20 protein-coding genes are annotated in these 17,858 nt (G+C 69.9%); 14 read left to right on the forward strand and 6 right to left on the reverse strand.

Features of this window, described 5'->3' with window-relative positions; translation table 11 throughout:
- Positions 1-25 precede the first annotated feature (25 nt).
- From NDR87_RS00205 to NDR87_RS00225, 5 genes are read right to left on the reverse strand one after another with little or no spacing between them, the layout of a single operon-like run.
- On the reverse strand, positions 26-1,066 hold the full coding sequence (locus NDR87_RS00205) for an MlaD family protein (protein WP_251909414.1): 1,041 nt from the start codon (positions 1,064-1,066) through the stop codon (positions 26-28).
- On the reverse strand, positions 1,063-2,322 hold the full coding sequence (locus tag NDR87_RS00210; RefSeq protein ID WP_251909413.1) for an MCE family protein: 1,260 nt from the start codon (positions 2,320-2,322) through the stop codon (positions 1,063-1,065). The genes NDR87_RS00205 and NDR87_RS00210 overlap by 4 nt, the downstream gene beginning before the upstream one ends.
- A gap of 2 nt (positions 2,323-2,324) precedes the next feature.
- On the reverse strand, positions 2,325-3,179 hold the full coding sequence (locus tag NDR87_RS00215) for an ABC transporter permease (RefSeq protein WP_251909412.1): 855 nt from the start codon (positions 3,177-3,179) through the stop codon (positions 2,325-2,327).
- 1 nt (position 3,180) lies between these two features.
- A complete protein-coding gene (locus tag NDR87_RS00220) occupies positions 3,181-4,044 on the reverse strand; it encodes an ABC transporter permease (RefSeq protein WP_251909411.1) in 864 nt (287 codons plus the stop codon).
- Positions 4,041-5,309, reverse strand: coding sequence for a cytochrome P450 (locus NDR87_RS00225; RefSeq protein WP_251909410.1), 1,269 nt, complete (start codon positions 5,307-5,309; stop codon positions 4,041-4,043). Before NDR87_RS00225 ends, NDR87_RS00220 begins: the two co-directional genes overlap by 4 nt.
- 149 nt (positions 5,310-5,458) lie before the next feature.
- Between NDR87_RS00225 and NDR87_RS00230 the strand changes: the two genes are divergently transcribed.
- From NDR87_RS00230 to NDR87_RS00290, 13 genes are all read left to right on the forward strand, one after another.
- A complete protein-coding gene (locus tag NDR87_RS00230) occupies positions 5,459-6,223 on the forward strand; it encodes an SDR family NAD(P)-dependent oxidoreductase (protein ID WP_251909409.1) in 765 nt (254 codons plus the stop codon).
- Positions 6,224-6,263: 40 nt separating this feature from the next.
- Entirely contained in the window at positions 6,264-7,661 is a 1,398-nt protein-coding gene (locus tag NDR87_RS00235; protein ID WP_251909408.1) for an SRPBCC family protein, read from the forward strand.
- A gap of 11 nt (positions 7,662-7,672) precedes the next feature.
- Positions 7,673-8,665: a thiamine pyrophosphate-dependent dehydrogenase E1 component subunit alpha gene (locus tag NDR87_RS00240; RefSeq protein ID WP_251909407.1), complete on the forward strand. Its 993-nt coding sequence runs from the start codon at positions 7,673-7,675 to the stop codon at positions 8,663-8,665.
- Positions 8,666-8,740: 75 nt separating this feature from the next.
- Complete coding sequence (locus tag NDR87_RS00245) at positions 8,741-9,760, forward strand: alpha-ketoacid dehydrogenase subunit beta (protein ID WP_251909406.1); 1,020 nt, start codon at positions 8,741-8,743, stop codon at positions 9,758-9,760.
- 9 nt (positions 9,761-9,769) lie between these two features.
- Entirely contained in the window at positions 9,770-11,311 is a 1,542-nt protein-coding gene (locus NDR87_RS00250) for an AMP-binding protein (protein ID WP_251909405.1), read from the forward strand.
- A 49-nt stretch (positions 11,312-11,360) separates the two neighbouring features.
- The gene (locus tag NDR87_RS00255) at positions 11,361-12,452 is read left to right on the forward strand and encodes an acyl-CoA dehydrogenase (protein WP_251909404.1); all 1,092 of its coding nucleotides are present in this window, start codon (positions 11,361-11,363) and stop codon (positions 12,450-12,452) included.
- Complete coding sequence (locus NDR87_RS00260) at positions 12,445-13,584, forward strand: acyl-CoA dehydrogenase family protein (protein ID WP_251909403.1); 1,140 nt, start codon at positions 12,445-12,447, stop codon at positions 13,582-13,584. Before NDR87_RS00255 ends, NDR87_RS00260 begins: the two co-directional genes overlap by 8 nt.
- Positions 13,585-13,588: 4 nt before the next feature.
- Entirely contained in the window at positions 13,589-13,930 is a 342-nt protein-coding gene (locus NDR87_RS00265) for a 2Fe-2S iron-sulfur cluster-binding protein (RefSeq protein ID WP_251909402.1), read from the forward strand.
- Positions 13,927-14,355 carry a Zn-ribbon domain-containing OB-fold protein gene (locus NDR87_RS00270; protein WP_251909401.1) on the forward strand — a complete coding sequence of 143 codons (429 nt, stop codon included), beginning with the start codon at positions 13,927-13,929 and terminating at the stop codon, positions 14,353-14,355. Before NDR87_RS00265 ends, NDR87_RS00270 begins: the two co-directional genes overlap by 4 nt.
- Positions 14,355-15,500, forward strand: coding sequence for a thiolase family protein (locus tag NDR87_RS00275; protein WP_251909400.1), 1,146 nt, complete (start codon positions 14,355-14,357; stop codon positions 15,498-15,500). The genes NDR87_RS00270 and NDR87_RS00275 overlap by 1 nt, the downstream gene beginning before the upstream one ends.
- A gap of 14 nt (positions 15,501-15,514) precedes the next feature.
- Positions 15,515-15,712 (forward strand): ferredoxin, encoded by a 198-nt coding sequence (locus NDR87_RS00280; RefSeq protein ID WP_251909399.1) that lies wholly within the window; start codon positions 15,515-15,517, stop codon positions 15,710-15,712.
- Positions 15,713-15,727: 15 nt separating this feature from the next.
- Positions 15,728-15,958, forward strand: a complete 231-nt coding sequence (locus NDR87_RS00285) for a biotin/lipoyl-containing protein (protein WP_251909398.1) — start codon at positions 15,728-15,730, stop codon at positions 15,956-15,958.
- A 29-nt stretch (positions 15,959-15,987) separates the two neighbouring features.
- Positions 15,988-16,665: a TetR/AcrR family transcriptional regulator gene (locus tag NDR87_RS00290; protein ID WP_251909397.1), complete on the forward strand. Its 678-nt coding sequence runs from the start codon at positions 15,988-15,990 to the stop codon at positions 16,663-16,665.
- Here NDR87_RS00290 and NDR87_RS00295 read toward each other — a convergent pair.
- The gene (locus NDR87_RS00295; protein WP_251909396.1) at positions 16,626-17,153 is read right to left on the reverse strand and encodes a CGNR zinc finger domain-containing protein; all 528 of its coding nucleotides are present in this window, start codon (positions 17,151-17,153) and stop codon (positions 16,626-16,628) included. The genes NDR87_RS00290 and NDR87_RS00295 overlap by 40 nt on opposite strands.
- Before the next feature lie 71 nt (positions 17,154-17,224).
- Between NDR87_RS00295 and NDR87_RS00300 the strand changes: the two genes are divergently transcribed.
- Positions 17,225-17,824: an NADPH-dependent F420 reductase gene (locus NDR87_RS00300; RefSeq protein ID WP_251909395.1), complete on the forward strand. Its 600-nt coding sequence runs from the start codon at positions 17,225-17,227 to the stop codon at positions 17,822-17,824.
- Positions 17,825-17,858: the final 34 nt, after the last annotated feature.

Here is a 17,858-nt window from a genome sequence, read left to right on the forward strand (position 1 = left end):
GAAAACGGAAGTGTCTCATCGGCATTCACCTGCACATCGGCGAGTACTTGCGCTGCCCACCCGGCGTCGAGGCGTCGACGATCGAGGGGATGATCGGACGGAGGAAATCGGCGATGGTGAAGTTGAAGTCGCAGGCCTGGGCGCTCATGGCGGTGCTGTCGCCGGTGATGCGGGCCAGGCCCTTGAACACCGCGGGCAGATTCGCCCCGATCGTGGCCAGTCCGTCCGGATTGGCCAGCAGCGTGGCCAGGAATCCCGGTTGGCGGCCCAGCAGTTGCTCCAGATCCGGTGCGACCCCCGTCAGCACCGCCGACACTCGTTGCAGCACGGCCGAGATCGACCCGACCGAGGACACCAGCTGGGCCCGGCGTTCGGTCAACCCGGCCACCACCGTGCGGACCTGGGTGAGGGTGTGCTCGAGATGGCGGCCCTGCGCGGCCATCGTGGCGGCGACGCCGTCCAGGCCGGTGATCACCCGGCCGAGCAGATCGTCGGGTCCGGCGAGAGTCTGGGCCAGCCGGGAGGTTTCGGCGATGAGGGTGGTGATCGCGTGGGTGTCGCCCTGCAGCGCCTCGATCAGGGCGGTGGACAGGTTGCCGCGGTTGGCCGGGTCCAGCAGGGTGAACAGCGGTTCGAATCCGTTGAGCAGCGCGGTGACGTCGAAGGACGGTTCGGTGTGCTCGACGGGTATGACGCTGCCGCCGGGCAGCCGCTCGGGGCGGCCGTAATCGGCCAGCGACAGCCCGAGATACCGCTGCCCGACCAGGTTCTGGTAGACGACCGCGGCCCGGGTGTTGCCGTAGACCGGCTGGTCGCGCTGCACCCGGAAGCGGACGCGGGCCAGTGCGCCGTCGAGTTCCACCGCGTCCACCCGTCCGACCCGCACCCCGGCCATCCGCACATCCGAACCGGCCCGCAGCCCGGCGACATCGGTGAACACGGCCGCATAGCTCGTGGTCGGGCCGCTCACATCGCGGCGCAGGGTGACGAAGATGGTCCAGGTGAGCGTGAGGCAGACGGCCAGGAACGCGGCCAGCCAGAGTACTCGACGGTGATGCGCGGTCACGGCGTCCCTCCCGGGGCGGGGGTGAACAGCGGCGGGGATGCGGGAATCGCCAACGGGCCCAGCAGAATCCGGTCGGCGGCGCTGGCCGGGGGCGGCAGCACGGTGCCCGGCGGCGGCACGTACGAGCGCGCGTCCGGCACGCCGACGACATCGGGCACCGGTGTGGTCTCGGGTGCGGTGTCGCAGCTCGGGCCGCGCATATCGCCGTAGGTGGGGCAGTCCGGGCGGGTGTAGAGACGCAGCGGGGTCAACGAGACGACCATCTTGAACGAGAAGGTCAGCTTGGTTCCGCTGCGGGTCCACAGTTCCCGGAAGAACGTGTCGATGAGGGTGTTCATTCGCAGCATGACCGCCGGGTACTCGGCGGCGTCGTCGGCCAGCACGCCGAGCACCGGGGTGAGTTGGGCGCCGATGTCGACCAGCTGATCGATGTGGTTGCCGAGCGCGGTGTCGACGGTGCCCGCGGTGTGCCGCGCGCCGGTGAGCAGATTCGTCAGCTCGGCTTGGCGTTCGGCCAGCGTCCGCAGCGGCGCGACGGTGGCGTGCAGGGCGTCCACCAGCTCCGGCGCGCTGCCGCGCAGCGCGGCGATGGCCTGCCGCCAGGTGGGCAGCGTGGCTGGACCGCCGTCGTCCACGCCCAGGCCGTTCAGCTCCGCGGTGACGCGGTTGAGCCCGTCGACGGCGGCGGTCAGCGCCGGGCCCTGTCCGGCCGTCGCGTCGGCGAGCGTGCGCAGCAGGCCCAGGGTGCGATCGGAATCGGCGCGCCCCAGCGCCGCGACCAGTTCGCGCACCTTGGCGAGGGTGGTCTGGAACAGCTGGGTGGGCAGGCTGTGGTCCTCGCCGATGCGGTCCCCGGCGCGCAGCGGGGGCGCGTCGCCGTGGTCGACCAGCTGCACCGAGGACACGGCGAAGGCATTGCTGGGCACGATGCGCGCGGTGACGGTGCGCGGAATGGTCTGGGCGTGTTCGGGTTTCAGGTCGATGTGCACGATATTGGGTGCGCCGGGCCGAGCCGGGGTGACGCCGCGCACCATACCGACCAGGACACCGCGGTATTTCACGTCCGACTTGCGGGGCAGCCCGTCACCGACATTGCCCAGTTCGGCCGTCACCGAGACCCGTTCGTCCAGACTGCCGTTCGACTTGGCCACCAGCAGGCCCGCGACCACCACGCACACGACGGTGAACATGATCGCGGTGGTCACCAGCAGCGGTGTCGACGGGCCGCGCCCGTCGAGTTCGAAATCGTTGCCCATGTCTATCCGCCCAACCTGGCGCCCGCGTCGATACCCCAGAACGCCATGGTGAGCAGCATGTTCACGATCGCCATGATCGTGATGCCCGCCCGCATGGCGTGACCGGCCGCGATGCCGACCCCGCGCGGCCCGCCCCCGGCATGGAAGCCGTAGTAGCACTGGATCGTGGCCATGATCGCGACGAACACCGCGACCTTGATCACCGCGAAGACCATGTCCCGGCCGCTGAGCATGAGCGCGAAGTAGTGCAGATAGCTGCCCGAGGGCTGGCCGCTGGACAGGAACACGACCGCCTGGCACACCAGGAAGTTCAGCGCCAGACAGGCCACGAACAGCGGCACCACCGCCAGCGCCGACGCCAGCACCCGGGTGGTGACCAGATACGGAATCGGCCGGATGGCCACCGATTCGAGCGCGTCGATCTCCTCGGCGATGCGCATCGCACCCAGCTGGGCGGTGAACCGGCAGCCGGCCTGAATTCCGAACGCCAGCGCGGCCATCAGGGGTGCGAGCTCGCGCACCGCGGCCAAGGCGGTCAGCAGTCCGGTCGCCGGCCCCAGTCCCAGCAGGTTCAGCGCGTTGTAGCCCTCGATGCCGACCACCGCGCCCCCGGCCGCGCCGACCACCAGCACCACCCCCGCGGTGCCACCGCCGACCACGATCGACCCGTTACCCCACGTCACATCCGAGAGCAACTGGAAGAATTCGCGCCGATACCGCCGCAACACGATCGGCACCCCGGCGAGCATGCGGAAGAAGAACGCCACCATATGCCCGACCCGCGCCACGTGCCGGATCGCCCGGGCCGAGGCCAGGGCGATCGGACGCAGCCGGATGGGGTAGTAGGTGGCGGCCATCTCAGAAGCTCGCTTTGGGGAAGACGATCAGATACAGCTGCGTCATCAGGACATTGACCAGCATCAGCAGCAGAATCGACTGCACGACAGCGGAATTCACCGAATTGGCCACCCCCGCCGCGCCGTGGCGGGTGTCCAGCCCCTTGTGACAGGACACGATCGCCACGATGACGCCGAACACCACCGCCTTGCCGAGGGTGAGCAGCAGGTCCGGCACGGTGGCGAAGGAGGCGAAGGTCGCGGTGTAGCTGCCGGGCGTGCCGCCCTGCAGGGTGACGGTGAAGGCGTAGCCCGCGAGAAAGCCGATGAAGCAGGTGAATCCGGTCAGCGCCACCGCGATCACGACGCTGGCCGCCAGCCGCGGTACCACCAGCCGCCGGATCACCGATACGCCCATGACCTCCATGGCGGCGGTCTCCTCGCGAATCGTGCGCGCCCCCAGGTCCGCGCTGATCGCCGAGCCGACCGCCGCCGCCATCAGGATCGCCGCCACAAGCGGCGCGCCCTGGCGGATGGTGGCCAGCCCGTTGGCGGCCCCGGCCAGGGATGTCGCCCCGAGTTGGCCCGCGAGCAAACCGAATTGGATCGACAGCGTGACACTGATGGGCACGGTGACGAACAGCGTCGGCACCACCGCGGTGCGCGCCATGAACGTCGCCTGCTCGACGAATTCGGCGAACGGGAAACGCGCGCGCACGATATCGCCGCCCAGATACCGAAACGCCCGCACGCCCAGCACGACCTGGCCGCCGACCGTGCGCAGCGCGGCCAGCGGATGGCGCTCCACGTAGCCACGCGACCACGTGAGCACCTCGGACGCGGCGGTGCCGGGCATGGGGGAGGGGTCGGGATCGGCGACGGTCATCGCGGGTCACCGGTTTCCAGGATCAGCGCCAGCCGCCGCAGCCCGCGCAGCATGAAGCTCGGCTCGTAGGCGAAGTCGTTGTCGTCGGCGGCCCGGATCGAGGTGAACCTCCGCGCCAGCTCCTGCAGCGCGATCCGGCTCTCCAGCCGGGCCAGCGGCGCGCCGAGGCAGGCGTGGATGCCCGCGCCGAAGGCCAGGTGCGCCTTGACATTCGCGCGCCCGGGATCGAAATCGTCGGGTCGGTCGAAGGCGGTCTCGTCGCGGTTGGCCGAGCCGAACACCAGCACCACCAGCGCGCCCGCCGGAATGGTGTAGCCGCCCAGCGACGTCTCGGTGGTGGTGATCCGGAACATGCTCTGCACCGGACTGAGCAGCCGCAGCCCCTCCTCGATCACCGCCTCGGAACATTCGATCGGGTTGTCGCGCAACCGTTCCCACCACTGCGGGGCGCGCACCAGCTCGTGCAGGACGCCGGTGATGAGCTTGGTCGAGGTCTCGTTCCCGGCGATCAGCAACTGCTGGATGATGCTGAGGATCGCCCCGGTGCCCAGCGGTTCGTCACCGGATTCGGCGCTGGGCGTGGCCACCAGGCCACTGAGCAGATCCTCGCGCGGACGGGCGCGGCGCTCGTCGAGTTCGGCCGCGAAGTACTGCTGGTACTCGAGCATGCCGCGGGCCTGGTCGAGCAGCCCGGCATCGTCGAGCTGCCCGCCCACGGTCGCGGTGAACTGATCCGACCAGCGTTTGAAGTCATCGATGCGCTCATCGGATACGCCCAGCACCTGGGCGATCACCCGCAGCGGCAGCGGTGCGGCGAAAGTGCCGACCAGATCCACGGATTCGCCCTCGGGCAGGTTCCCCACCAGCGACCGCGCGATCGCCCGGATCTCCGGCTCCAGCCGCGCGATGAACCGCGGGGTGAACGCCTTGGCCAGCATGCGCCGGTAGTAGTGGTGTTCGGGCGGATCGGCGGTGAGCAGCGTGGGCACCGGCGGCCAGCCCCGGGCCTGGATCTCGGCCACCTGTGCCGCGATGGAGTCGGGAATCGGCAACTGCGGCAACCCGAATGCCGAGGAGAACACCGTGTGGTCGGCCAGCGCCCTGGTCACCAGCTCCCGAGAGGTCACGAACCACATCCCCCGGCTGGCCACGAAATGCACCGGCGCCTGGGCGCGCAGCGCCCGATGCCAGCCGTGCGGACACTGCAGGGTCTGCGGGTCCAGCGGATCGAAGTCGGTGATGGAGTAGGGCGAGGTCGCGGTCAAGGCCGCCTCCAAAGGTGTTGTCCGGGAGAAGATTCCGGAACCGAGTGAGCCGATCGGCTCGTACTTGACTAATTAGTCGACCAATATAATAGTGATACAGGTCATGCGCAATGGGGTGGGGGAATCGCCCGGAGATCGGAGGATCGGGCATGAAAGCTCTTGTGACAGGTGCCGGACAGGGAATCGGCCGGGCCATCGCGCACCGGCTCGCCGCCGACGGAGCGCGGGTCGTCGCGGTCGATCTCGACGCCGAGGCGGCCGCGGCCACCGCGCGCGAGGTCGGCGGTGTCGCGGCGGCCTGCGATATCGGCGACGAGGCCGCGGTGGCGGCGCTGGCCGAAACCGTGGACGCGGTCGACACCGTGATCAACAATGCCGGGATCTGGCGGTCGAAAGCGTTGGGGGAGAGCACCTTCGACGAGGTGGAGCGGGTGCTTCGCACCAATGTGATCGGCACCTGGCTGATCACCCGGGCGCTGGTGCCGAAGTTCCCGGCCACCGGTGGGGCGATCGTGAATCTCACCTCGGTGCTGGCCGCGACCGGTGGCGCGGGCCGGGGAGCCTATCCGGCGTCGAAAGCGGCCATTGTCGGGCTCACCCGGCAGATGGCGGCCGAGTATGCCCCCCTGGGCATTCGGGTGAACGCGGTCGGCCCGGGGCTGGTGCTGACCGAGGGCACGCGGGGCGAATTCGGTGACCCGGGAGTGGCGCGCGCGATCGGTGCGGCCATGCCGCTGGGCCGTCTCGGCACCCCCGACGACATCGCCGCGGCGGTGGGGTTTCTCGCCTCGCCCGCCGCCGGATATGTGACCGGCCAGGTGCTGTTCGTCGACGGCGGCTGGTCGATCAACGGCTCGGCCTTCATCGCGGCTGCCGTGCGGCGCCACGTCGAACAGGCCGTCTCGGCGTCGTGAACCGTTCCGCGCCAACCCGATTCGTCAACGGAGGACGAACATGACCGATATCGAAACGCCCGGAACGGCCGGACCCGGACAGGCGCGCTCAACGGGACCCACCGTGCAGAGCCTGCTGGCCGCCGACACCCGCGAGGTGCCGCCGCCGCTGCTCGAGGAGTCCTATGAATTCCTCGGCTCGGACGACATCGACGTGCGGCGCTATGTCAGCGCCGATTTCCACCGCCGCGAGGTCGAGCGGATGTGGAAGAGGGTGTGGCAGATGGCCTGCCGCGAGGAGGACATCCCCGAACCGGGCGACTACATCGTCTACGACATCGCCGAGGTGTCGCTGATCGTGATGCGCACTCCGGGCGGGGAGATCAAGGCGTATCACAACGCGTGCCTGCATCGCGGAACCCGGCTGTGCGACAACGCCGGCCACGCGGCACAGCTGCGCTGCCCGTTCCACGGCTTCACCTGGAATCTGGACGGCGCGCTCACCGACGTGCCCAGCCGCTGGGACTTCCCGCACGTCGACGACGCGAAATTCGCCCTGCCCGAGGCCCTCACCGGAGTATGGGCCGGATTCGTCTTCGTCAACCCCGACCCCGACGCGGTGCCGCTGGCGACGTATCTGGGCAACCTGGACAAGCATTTCGCCTACTTCGACCTGGACCGGCGGTTCAAGGGCGTGCACGTGGCCAAGGTGGTGGACTGCAACTGGAAGGTGGGGCTGGAGGCGTTCATCGAGTCCTATCACGTCATCGCCACCCATCCGCAGCTGCTGGAGTATCTGGGCGACGCCAATACCCAGTACGACATCTATCCGCGCAGCGATGGGCTGCCGGGCTTTCACCGGATGATCACCCCGCAGGCCACCAGCAGCCCCCAGCTCGGCGAGCAACTGGAGCCGCAGGACGTGCTCGAGGCGATGTTCCGCGACTTCTATCCCGAGGGCGTGGGCAGCATCCAGGTGCCCGAGGGGCAGTCCGCGCGGCCGACCGTGGCCGCGGCGCTGCGCACCCGCCTCGAACAGGTCACCGGCGCGGATCTGAGCGCCACCAGTGACTCCGAAATCCTCGACGCCATCGAGTATTTCGTCTTCCCGAATCTGGTGCCCTGGGCGGGGGTGGGCTCCCCGCTGACCTACCGATTCCGGCCCTACCGCAACGATCCCGATCGCTGCGTCTTCGAGATCATGATGCTCTACCCGCTGCCCGCGGGCGCGCCCAAACCCAAGGGCGTGCCGATCCACTGGCTCGGGCCCGACGAGGACTTCTCCGCCGCGCCGGAGCTGAACGCGTTGGCGGCGGTGTTCAACCAGGACCTGGCCAATCTGCCGAAGGTGCAGCGCGGGTTGAAGGCGATGACCAAACCCGGTGTGACGCTGGCGAATTACCAGGAGGCCCGGATTCGGCAGTTCCACCGCGATCTCGACGCGATGCTCGACGCCTGAGGAGGCCCACCGTGAACCATCCGACCGCTCCCGCCGACATCGAGCCCGAGGTGTTGCTCGGCATCTTCATCACCGCCACTCGGATCAAGGTGTGCGACGAGAAGTTTCGTGCCCTGGTGTTGGCCGGGCAGGTCAGCGCCCAGTACTACTCGCCGCGCGGCCAGGAGATCGTCTCGGCCGCGACGGCCGCGCTGCTGCGGCGCGACGACTACGTCGTGACCACCTATCGCGGGCTGCACGACCAGCTGGCCAAGGGGGTGCCGCTGCGCGAGCTGTGGGCCGAATTCTTCGGCAGGGCAACCGGAGTCTGCAAGGGCAAGGGCGGGCCCATGCACATCACCCATCCCGCCTCCGGCCTGATGGTCACCACCGGCATCGTCGGCAGCGGACTGCCCATCGGCGCGGGGCTGGCGCTGGCGTCCCAGCTGCAGCGCAGCGATCGGGTGACCGTGGTGAACTTCGGCGACGGCGCGAGCAATATCGGCGCCTTCCACGAGGCGTGCAATCTGGCCGGGCTGTGGAAACTGCCGGTGGTGTTCTGCTGTCAGAACAATCGCTATGCCGAGCACACCGCGTTCGAGGACGGCACCAGCGTGGCCCGCGTCGCCGACCGAGCCGCCGCCTACGCCATGCCCGGTGTCCGCGTCGACGGCAACGATCCGGTCGCCATGTACCGCGCCGCCCGCGAGGCGGTGCGGCGGGCGCGGGCCGGGGAGGGACCGACCCTGCTCGAGGCCATGACGTTTCGCTTCTACGGCCATCAGATGTCGGACCGCAACGAGTACATGAAACCCGGCGAACTCGACGCCGCCCGCGCCGCCGATCCGGTGGTCGCCTTCCGGAACTGGTTGGCCGACAGCGGAATCGCCGACGAAGAGCGGCTGGCGGCGATCGAGGTCGAGGAGCGGGAGGCGGTCGAGGACGCGGCGCGCTTCGCGGCCGAGAGCCCGCTGCCCGATCCGGCCGAACTGTACACCGACGTCTATGAGGAGGCATTGGCATGAGCGGTCAGGGCCCGGAGGCGGCAGCGGAGCATAACCACGCAGGGCCCAGAGCTCATGCCGAGAAAGGACACAGCCATGAGTGATGTGCAGACAGCGCCCATGCTGGGATTTCAGGCGCTCGGCAGTGCGCTCGACGATGCGCTGGGCCGCGATCGGTCGGTCGTGCTGCTGGGTGAGGACATCGCCGATCCGAGCGGGGGTGTGTTCAAGGTGACGGCCGGACTGTCCACCAAATACGGCGCCGACCGGGTGCGGGCCACCCCGATCAGCGAACAGGCGATCCTCGGCGCGGCCGTCGGCGCGGCGGTGGCGGGGATGCGGCCGGTGGCGGAGATCATGCTGATGGATTTCCTGGCCGTCTGCCTGGATCAGCTGGCCAACCACGCCGCCAAGTTGCGCTATATGTCCGGCGGGCAGACGTCGGTGCCGCTGACGGTGCGCTGTGCGGCCGGAGCCGGAATGCAGTTCGGCGCCCAGCATTCGGAGATGCTCGAGGCGTGGCTGACCCACATACCGGGGCTGAAGGTGGTGGTGCCCAGCAATGCCGCCGACGCCAAGGGGCTGCTCACCGCCTGCATCTTCGATCCCGATCCATGCGTGATCGTGGAGCAGAGCCTGCTGTATTTCGCCGCCCCGCAGCCGGTTCCGGTGGGCCACCATATGGTGCCGCTCGGGGTCGCGGCCACAGCGCGGCCGGGGCGCGACATCACGCTGATCTCCTACGGCCGCCAGGTGCACGATGCCCTCGCCGCCGCCGAGGAATTGGCCGCCGAGGGGGTGGAGGCCGAGGTGATCGATCTGCGCTCGCTGGTGCCGCTGGACGAAGCCACCATCCTGGAGTCGGTGCGGCGCACCCGGCATGCGGTCGTCGTCCACGAGGCCGTGCGGCGCGGCGGATTCGGCGCGGAACTGGCGGCGCTGCTCGGTGAGGAGCTGTTCGACGAGCTGGCCGCGCCCGTGCAGCGGGTGGCCGGGGCCGATACGCCGATCCCGTACGCCAAATCGCTCGAGGACGCCTTCGTCCCGGGACCCGCGCGCATCGTCGCGGCGGCTCGGCATGCGCTGGCGCGTTCCACCAGTCGCGTCGTGAGCTGAGGGGTCGGCGTGGCATACGGGCTGGACGCGGCGGCACGGCGGAACCCCACGGGCGTCGCCGTCACCGACGAGGCGGTGGAATGGACCTGGCCGCAACTGAATTCGATGGTCAATCGCGCGGTCGGCTGGCTGCTGTCGGCGGGCATCGGGGCCGGGCAGCGGATCGGCGTGTTCGCCGAGAACGGGACCTATACGGCGCTGGCCCATCTGGCGGCCACCTACGCGGGCCTGTCGGTGGTGCCGATCAACTATCAGCTGACCCCGGCCGAGGTCCGGCACATTCTCGACGATGCGGCCGTGCACACGGTGCTGTGCAGCGCCGGCACCGCCGCGGTGGCGCGGGCGGCGAGCGAGCGCGTGCGTGTAATCGCCTGGGGGACCGGCGAATCCGACGGGATCGCGTCGCTGGAGCGGCTGCTGGAGCGGTATCCGGACGTGGAGCCGTCGCCGGAGATCGCACCGGCCGCGCCGCTGTACTACACCTCGGGCACCACCGGCGTCCCGAAGGGGGTGCGGCTGCCCGACCAGATGTTCCCCGGCGGCCGCACCATGATCGAGCACGTCGAACGCATCGAGGGTTCCCCGGTACGGCCGACGGGACGGCACCTCGTCGTGGGGCCGATGCATCACACCGGCCCGATCGGTGGGGTGCGTGGGCTGACGGTGGGCAACCCGCTGGTGGTGCTGCGCAAATTCGACGCCGAGCGGGTGCTGCGGCTGATCGAGCGGTATCGAATCGAGGGCACGATGATGGTGCCCACGCACTTCTCCCGGCTGCTCGCGCTGTCCGAACAGGTGCGAAATCGCTACGACATCAGCAGTATTCGCACCATCGTGCACACCGGTGCGCCGTGCCCGGTGCTGGTGAAGCGGGCCATGATCGCGTGGTTCGGGCCGGTGCTGCGCGAGGCGTACGGCTCCACCGAGGTCGGCACGGTCACCATGATCGACTCGGCGGAATGGCTCGCCCATCCGGGGTCGGTGGGCCGGGTTATGCCGGGGTACGAGCTGACGATTCGCGACGAGCGCGGCGCGGTTCTCGGCGCGGGGGAGCAGGGGCTGGTGTGCGTGCGCTCCCTCATCGGTGCGCAGCCGAGCTATCACAACGATCCGGACAAGACCCGGCGCAGCTATATCGCCGAGGACGTGTTCGTCGTCGGGGAGATCGGTTTCCTGGACGAGGAGGGCTATCTGTATCTCACCGATCGTGCGTCGGACATGGTGGTCAGCGGTGGGGTGAACGTCTATCCGGCCGAGGCCGAGACCGTGTTGCGCGCCCATCCGGGGGTCTTCGATGTCGCGGTGATCGGGATTCCGCACGCCGATCTCGGGGAGCAGTTGTGCGCGCTGGTGGTCGCGGGGGCCGCGCGGCCGACGGCCGAGGAACTGATCGCCTGGTGCCGGGACCGGTTGGCGCACTACAAGTGTCCCGCCCGCGTGGAGTTCGTGGATACCGAGCTGCGCAGCGCCATGGGCAAGATCGACAAACGCCGTCTGCGCCGCGAATATCTGGCCCGCCGCGGCGCGGTCACGGCGGGAGGTGGCGAGTGATGACGTCGCGGACATCGAGGGGCGCAGGCCGAAGTCGCAGGAGGCGTCGATGAGCGCGGCCGAAACCGCGGCGGCGATGCCGCGGCTGTTCGAATTCACCACCGAGCACGAGGCCCTGCGCGAGGTGATGCGGCGGTTTCTGGGAGCCCACGCCGGTGCTGGTGACCGCCGGGCGAGCTGGGAGCGGCTGGTCGCCGGGCTGGGCCTCGACGAGGTCGTTTTCGGCCCGTCGGACGGCGAAACGGCCTTCACCGCAATAGAACTGGCCATCGTGGCCGAAGAGGCCGGGGCGGAACTGTTCGGTGGGCCACTGGTATCGGCCGCGGCGGTGGGGCCGCTGACCGCGCGGTGGCCCGGTGCGGACCTGCGTGGCGGGAAAGCGCTTCCCGCGCTCGGTGTCTCGATGGCGGGGGCCGATCCGGCGCTGCGGTCGAGTCGAGACGGCACCCGGGTCTCGGGCCGGGTGGAACCGGTGTGGGATCTGCCCGGGGCGCGGGTGATCGTCTGTGACGTCGCGGTCGGCGGCGAGGTCGGTGTGGTGGCGCTGAACGCCTACGCACCGGGAGTCGCGGTCACCGAACTGGGTGGCCTGGACCTCTCCCGGGGCCTCGGCCGCGTCGAATGTGCCGATGCCCCGGTGCTGTTCGCGCTCAGCGGAACCGCGGCCGCCACGGTACTCGCGGCCGCCCGCCGCCGCGCCGAGCTGGTGCTGTCGGCCGAACTGCTGGGGCTGGCCCAGCGGGTGCTGGACCGCACGGTGGAATACGCCAAGGGAAGAGTGCAATTCGGCCGCACCATCGGATCGTTCCAGGCGGTCAAACATCGTCTCGCCGACCTGCTGGCGAGCGTGGAGCTGACCCGCTCGGCGGTCTACAACGCCGCGTGGAGCCTGGCCACGGACCCGGTCTCGGTGCACACCGATGTGGATCTGGCCGCCGCGGCGTCCGTGGCCACCGAATCCGCCCTGACGGCAACGAAATCCGCGGTGCAACTGCACGGCGGTATCGCCATCACCTGGGAGCACTGGGCGCACCGGTACCTGCGCCGGGCGCATGCGGTGTCGGCACTCACCGGCGGCCCCGCCCACCAGCGGGGTCGGCTGGCCGATCTGATCGATCTGCGGGACGGACGGTATGACTGACGAGGACACCCTGGCCGCGTTCGGCGCGGAGGTCGAGCGGTGGGTGCGGGCCAATCTCGCCGCGATGCGGGCGAGCGGGCGCTGGTACGCGGAGCTGAGCGCACGCGGGTGGTTGGTGCCGCACTGGCCCGTGGAGTTCGGCGGCGCGGGACTGTCGAGCGAGGAGAGCGCGGTGGTGCGCGCGGTGCTCGCGAAGTATCGCGCCGACCTGCCGCCGCAGCACTTCGTCCCGATCACCCTGGTAGGGCCGGGGTTGCTGACCTGGGGGACAACCGAACAGCAGCGGCGGTATCTGCCGGGCATCGCCTCGGGCGCGGATATGTGGTGTCAGCTGTTCAGCGAGCCGGGCGCCGGGTCGGATCTGGCGAGCCTGGCGACGCGAGCGGTACCGACCGATGACGGCCGGTGGATCGTCACCGGACAGAAGGTGTGGAGCTCGTTCGCCGATATCTCCCGCTACGGACTGCTGCTGGCCCGCACCGATCCGGATCGGCCGAAGAATGCCGGGCTCACCTGCTTTCTGCTCGATATGAGCCTGCCCGGGGTGACGGTGCGGCCGCTGCGGCAGCTCACCGGCGACGAGCATTTCTGCGAGGTGTTCCTCGACGAGGTCGAGGTGTCCGACGCGGCCCGGCTCGGTCCTGCGCACGAGGGCTGGCGGGTGGCGCTGTCGACGCTGCACGCCGAGCGTTCGGGACTGTCCGGCGACTCCGAGGCCGCGGGTGTCGCCCTGGGGCCGGTGCTGGCGGCGGCCCGGAGCAGCGGTGCCTGGTGTGATCCGGTCGTGCGCGACCGACTGACCGGGCTGATCGCCACCCAGCACGCCCTGTCCCTGACCACGCGGCGGGTGCGCCCGGGCGACGCGCGGGGCTCGGTCACCAAACTCGTGCAATCCGAACTGGCGCAACGGATCTGCGAGCTGACCTTCGAGACGGCGGGTCCGGCCGCGGCCTGCTGGGACGGGGACGAGCTCGGCCCCGAGGCGTTCGGGCTGCTCGACAGCCGCCGCCTCACCATTGCCGGTGGCACCTCGGAGATCCAGCGCACCATCATCGCCGAACGCGTGCTGGGCCTGGATCGCGAACCCGATCCGGATCGCGGTCGCCCGTGGCGCGACCTGCGGCGCGGGTGAGCCGATGCTGCCCACCGACCCCACGGTGACCGTGCGCCCCAAGGGAATTCGCTTCGCCGCCGCCGCGGGCAGCACCGTCATGGCCGCCGCCGCGGCGGCCGGATACCGCTGGCCGACCGTCTGCGGCGGCGTGGGGGACTGCCGGGTCTGCTATGTCGAGGTGCTCGAACATCCGGAGCGGCTGTCCGAACCCGACGCGCACGAGCGGGCGGCCATCGCCGAACTCACCGGCACCCTGGGCAGCCGCGGGCAACACGTCCGGCTGGCATGCCAGGCCGTCGTGCACGGCGATGTCGTCGTGCTCAAACGCGGGGTGCGCCCCGAATCGGGAGGACATCGACCATGACGACCCGGGCCATCGATGCGGCCATTCTGGAACTGGCCGACGGCGAGATTCGCCTGCTCGGCGGCCGCTGCGCCGAGTGCGGCGAAATCCAGTTCCCCGCCGCCGAATCCTGCCGCCGCTGTGGCGGGGACCGGACCGCGGTCGTGCGGCTGTCCCAGCGTGGGTTGCTGTGGAGCTGGACCGTGCAACGCTTTCCGCCGCCGAGTCCGCCCGCCGTGCCACGCGGGGAGGAGTTCCAACCCTACGGCGTGGGCTATGTCGAACTGCCGGGTGAGGTGATCGTGGAGGCGCTGCTGACCGAATCCGATCCGGCGCGACTGCGGATCGGGATGTCGATGCGGCTGGTTCCGCTCGAGGTGCTCACCCACTGCGGCGAACCGGCGACCACCTTCGCCTTCGCCCCCGTCGAACAAGGAGATCGGTGATGCCACCCGCCGCCGTCATCGGAATCGGTTGCCGCCCCTTCGGCCGCTATCAGGACACCACCGTGCGCGAGGAGGCCGTGCGCGCGATCCGCGCGGCGCTGCGCGATGCGGGGGTGGGCTGGGAGGCGATCGGATATGCGGTGGGCGGCAGCATGTCCGGCGGTCCGGCCGATACCCTCGTGGCCGACCTCGGCCTCACCGGGGTGCCGTTTCTCAATGTCTTCAACGGCTGCGCCACCGGCAGCAGCGCGCTGAGCTCGGCGGTACACGCCCTCGCCGCCGGGGCGGCCGAGCTGGCGGTCGTGGTCGGCTTCGACTCCCATCCGCGCGGCGCGTTCAGCATCCGGCCCGAGCAGATGGGTCTGCGACCCTGGTACGGCGCCACCGGAATGGCCTTGACCTCACAGTATTTCGCGCTGAAGATCCAACGCTACCTCTACGAGCACGACCTGCCGCCCCGGCTGCTGACCGTGGTGGCCGCCAAGGCATTTCGCAACGGCTCCCGCAACCCCAACGCGTGGCGGCGAAAATCGCTGTCGGAGGCCGAGATCGACGCCTCGATGATGCTGAGCGATCCGCTGCGGCGATATATGCTCTGCTCTCCCGGGGACGGGGCGACGGCGCTGGTGCTGTGCCGGGCCGAGCGGGCGGCGCGCTATCGGCCCGATCCGGTGTATGTGGCGGCCACCGCCATTCGCACCCGCACGCCCGGATCGTTCGAGGTGTTGAGCCCCTCGCTGTCGATCCAGCGGGGCCCGAGCCCGACCGTGGCCGCCGCTCGCGCCGCGTTCGAACAGGCGGGCATCGCGCCGGAGGAGGTCGATATCGCGCAGGTGCAGGACACCGACGCCGGGGCCGAGCTGATCCATCTGGCCGAAACCGGGCTGTGCGAACACGGCGAGCAGACCGATCTGATCGACCGCGGCGCAACCGAACTCACCGGCGCGCTGCCGATCAATACCGACGGCGGCTGCCTGGCCAATGGCGAACCGATCGGGGCGTCGGGACTGCGCCAGATCCACGAGAACGTTTTGCAACTGCGCGGTGCGGCCGGGGCGCGCCAGATCACGCGGCCGCCCCGGGTGGCGTTCTCCCACGTGTACGGAGCCCCCGGGCTGAGTGGCTGCACGCTGCTCACCCGATGACGAAAGGAGCGGATGTGCGCGTTGTCGTGAATCGCGAGCTGTGCGTGGGCCACGGCCTGTGCGAGGCGGCGGCCCCGGAGCTGTTCGAGGTCGGCGACGACGGCATCGCCCGGGTGCTGCGGCCCGGCGTCCCCGACGAATCCGCCGCCGCGACCGCGGTGGCCGACTGCCCCGCGCGGGCGCTGCGCATCGAGACCCGAGACGGCAGGTAGGAGAGGCGAAGACCGATGGAGATCAAAATGCCCAAGCTGGACGTCTCGATGACCGACGGGACCTTCCTGGGCTGGCTGGTGCCCGACGGCGGCGCGGTATCGGCGGGCGAACCGCTGTACACCGTCGCAACGGACAAGGTGGAGACCGAGATTCCCGCCCCCTCCGATGGCATCCTGCGCCACGGCGCGGCCGAGACCGATACCGAGTATCCGGTCGGCACCACGCTCGGCATCCTGGAGATGTAGGCGGGAAAGCCCCTCCGGATAATGAATAGATGACGCAGCGCAAACCGGCCCGCAACGGTCCCGGTCGTCCCGCCGGAATCGACAGTGTCGAAACGCGCAGGCGCGTGATTCACGCGGCCATTCGCTGCTTCGCCCAATCCGGCTACGGACCGGCGACCAACAGCCAGATCGCCGGGGTCGCGGGCGTGACCGCGGGCGCGGTCTACTACCACTTCGGCACCAAGGACGGACTGTTCGCCGCGGTGTGCGACGAGGTGTACGGCACCATTCTGCAGCGCGCCCAGGCCCGGACCACCGACGCCCGCTCGGTGCGTGAACTGCTGCGCGCGGTGCTCGAGGTATCGATGCTGATCAACCACGAATCCCCGGAGCTGGCCGGTTTCGTGGTGACCGCGCCGATCGATGCCCGCCGCTATCCCGAACTGTCGCAAGCCTATTCGCGCTGGGCCACCGCCATGCACGACTCGCTCACCGACTCCGTGCGCGCGGGCCAGCAGGCCGGGGCGATTCCCGCCGATCTGGATCCCGGACAGGTCGCGCGGATGATCACCGCCCTGGTCGACGGTTTCGCTCACGCCGCGGCCGCCAGCGATCCGATCTCCCTGGACACCCTGGTGCTGCTGTTCGAGACGCTGGTGCTGGAGAACGAGGACGTCCGAAGGGTCGGTCAGGAGCGGGATCCGGTGTCGTCGCGGCGAATTCGGTAGGCGCGCTGGCGGACCGTGTTCGCGCAGGTGCGCGGATTGCAGTAGCGGGCGGAGCGATTGCGGGTGGTGTCCCAGAACGCGATCGCGCACCGCTCGTGCGAGCACAGCTTGAGGCGATCGCTCACACCCGCCGCGCAGGCGTACACGAGGTCGGCGGCGATCGCGCCGAGGAAGGCGTCGATACCGGACCCGAGGGGTCGTAACCGCCAGGCATTGTCGGCGACCTCCACTCCGAGCGTGACCCCACCGAGCGCCGAAGCCCGCGCCGGTTGCGGATCGGCGAGGGCGGCCACCCAGGCGCGGACGGCCGTGCGGAACTGCCGGAGGCGTTCGAGGGCGGTGTCGTCGACCGTGGCATCGCAGCCCATCTCCCGCAACCAGCGCTCGGCCTGCTCCGGCGTCGCCAGCTCGTCGTCGTGGCCGAGGTAGGCGATCGTGTTGGCCAGCGCCCGGGCGCGGCGCAGGGAGGCGGGCATCGACGAGGACATGAGTCATAGTCTAGGCCCTACCTGATGTGATAACGTTCTAAGCAATTTAGAGCGTTACGAGAGGTGAGACCATGAAGATAGGTTTTCTCGGCGGTGGCAATGTGGCTCGGGCGCTGGCGCGGCTGGCCGAGGGGGCGGGCTGTGAAACGCGGTTGAGCGGCCGGTCTCCGGCGGGGGCGTTCGCCGCCGCGGCCGAATGGGCCGATGTGGTGGTGATCGCCGTGCCCTTCGAGACCGCGGGCGAGGTCGTCGCCTCCGTGCGGGAATTCCTCACCGGCAAGATCGTGATCGATGCGACGAACCCGGTGACCGCCGGCGACTGGCGTCCGATACCGCTCGGCGAGGGTGGTTCGGCCGCCGAGGTCATCCAGGCGGCGGCGCCCGAGGCGATCGTGGTCAAGGCGTTCAACGCGATCTTCGCCGACGTCATGACCGCACCGGCGGTGACCGAGCCGACGGCGCGGCGGGTCACAGCCTTCATCGCCGGACCGGCTCCGGCCGCGGACCGGGTGGCCGAACTCGCCGACCAACTCGGCTTCGCCCCGGTACAGGTCGGCGAGCTCGCGAACTCCCGGCTGCTGGAGTCGATGGCACAGCTGAACATCGCGATCGCGGTGGGCCGCAACGGCGGAACGGGCAAAGCGTTCTACTACGACTCGGTCGCCGCATGAGCGCGTGATCGGTGCGGCCATTGACGGGTGGGCA

Source organism: Nocardia sp. CDC159 (genome assembly GCF_023740735.1).
Classification (GTDB): Bacteria; Actinomycetota; Actinomycetes; order Mycobacteriales; family Mycobacteriaceae; genus Nocardia; species Nocardia pulmonis.

Bases quoted from the DNA above. Each gene is read 5' to 3' on its own strand.
- NDR87_RS00300 (WP_251909395.1), top strand. From the start codon at position 17,225: ATGAAGATAGGTTTTCTCGGCGGTGGCAATGTGGCTCGGGCGCTGGCG.
- NDR87_RS00265 (WP_251909402.1), top strand. From the start codon at position 13,589: ATGCTGCCCACCGACCCCACGGTGACCGTGCGCCCCAAGGGAATTCGC.
- NDR87_RS00290 (WP_251909397.1), top strand. From the start codon at position 15,988: ATGACGCAGCGCAAACCGGCCCGCAACGGTCCCGGTCGTCCCGCCGGA.
- NDR87_RS00275 (WP_251909400.1), top strand. From the start codon at position 14,355: ATGCCACCCGCCGCCGTCATCGGAATCGGTTGCCGCCCCTTCGGCCGC.
- NDR87_RS00220 (WP_251909411.1), bottom strand. From the start codon at position 4,044: ATGACCGTCGCCGATCCCGACCCCTCCCCCATGCCCGGCACCGCCGCG.
- NDR87_RS00215 (WP_251909412.1), bottom strand. From the start codon at position 3,179: ATGGCCGCCACCTACTACCCCATCCGGCTGCGTCCGATCGCCCTGGCC.
- NDR87_RS00235 (WP_251909408.1), top strand. From the start codon at position 6,264: ATGACCGATATCGAAACGCCCGGAACGGCCGGACCCGGACAGGCGCGC.
- NDR87_RS00230 (WP_251909409.1), top strand. From the start codon at position 5,459: ATGAAAGCTCTTGTGACAGGTGCCGGACAGGGAATCGGCCGGGCCATC.
- NDR87_RS00260 (WP_251909403.1), top strand. From the start codon at position 12,445: ATGACTGACGAGGACACCCTGGCCGCGTTCGGCGCGGAGGTCGAGCGG.
- NDR87_RS00245 (WP_251909406.1), top strand. From the start codon at position 8,741: ATGAGTGATGTGCAGACAGCGCCCATGCTGGGATTTCAGGCGCTCGGC.
- NDR87_RS00295 (WP_251909396.1), bottom strand. From the start codon at position 17,153: ATGTCCTCGTCGATGCCCGCCTCCCTGCGCCGCGCCCGGGCGCTGGCC.
- NDR87_RS00270 (WP_251909401.1), top strand. From the start codon at position 13,927: ATGACGACCCGGGCCATCGATGCGGCCATTCTGGAACTGGCCGACGGC.
- NDR87_RS00210 (WP_251909413.1), bottom strand. From the start codon at position 2,322: ATGGGCAACGATTTCGAACTCGACGGGCGCGGCCCGTCGACACCGCTG.
- NDR87_RS00255 (WP_251909404.1), top strand. From the start codon at position 11,361: ATGAGCGCGGCCGAAACCGCGGCGGCGATGCCGCGGCTGTTCGAATTC.
- NDR87_RS00285 (WP_251909398.1), top strand. From the start codon at position 15,728: ATGGAGATCAAAATGCCCAAGCTGGACGTCTCGATGACCGACGGGACC.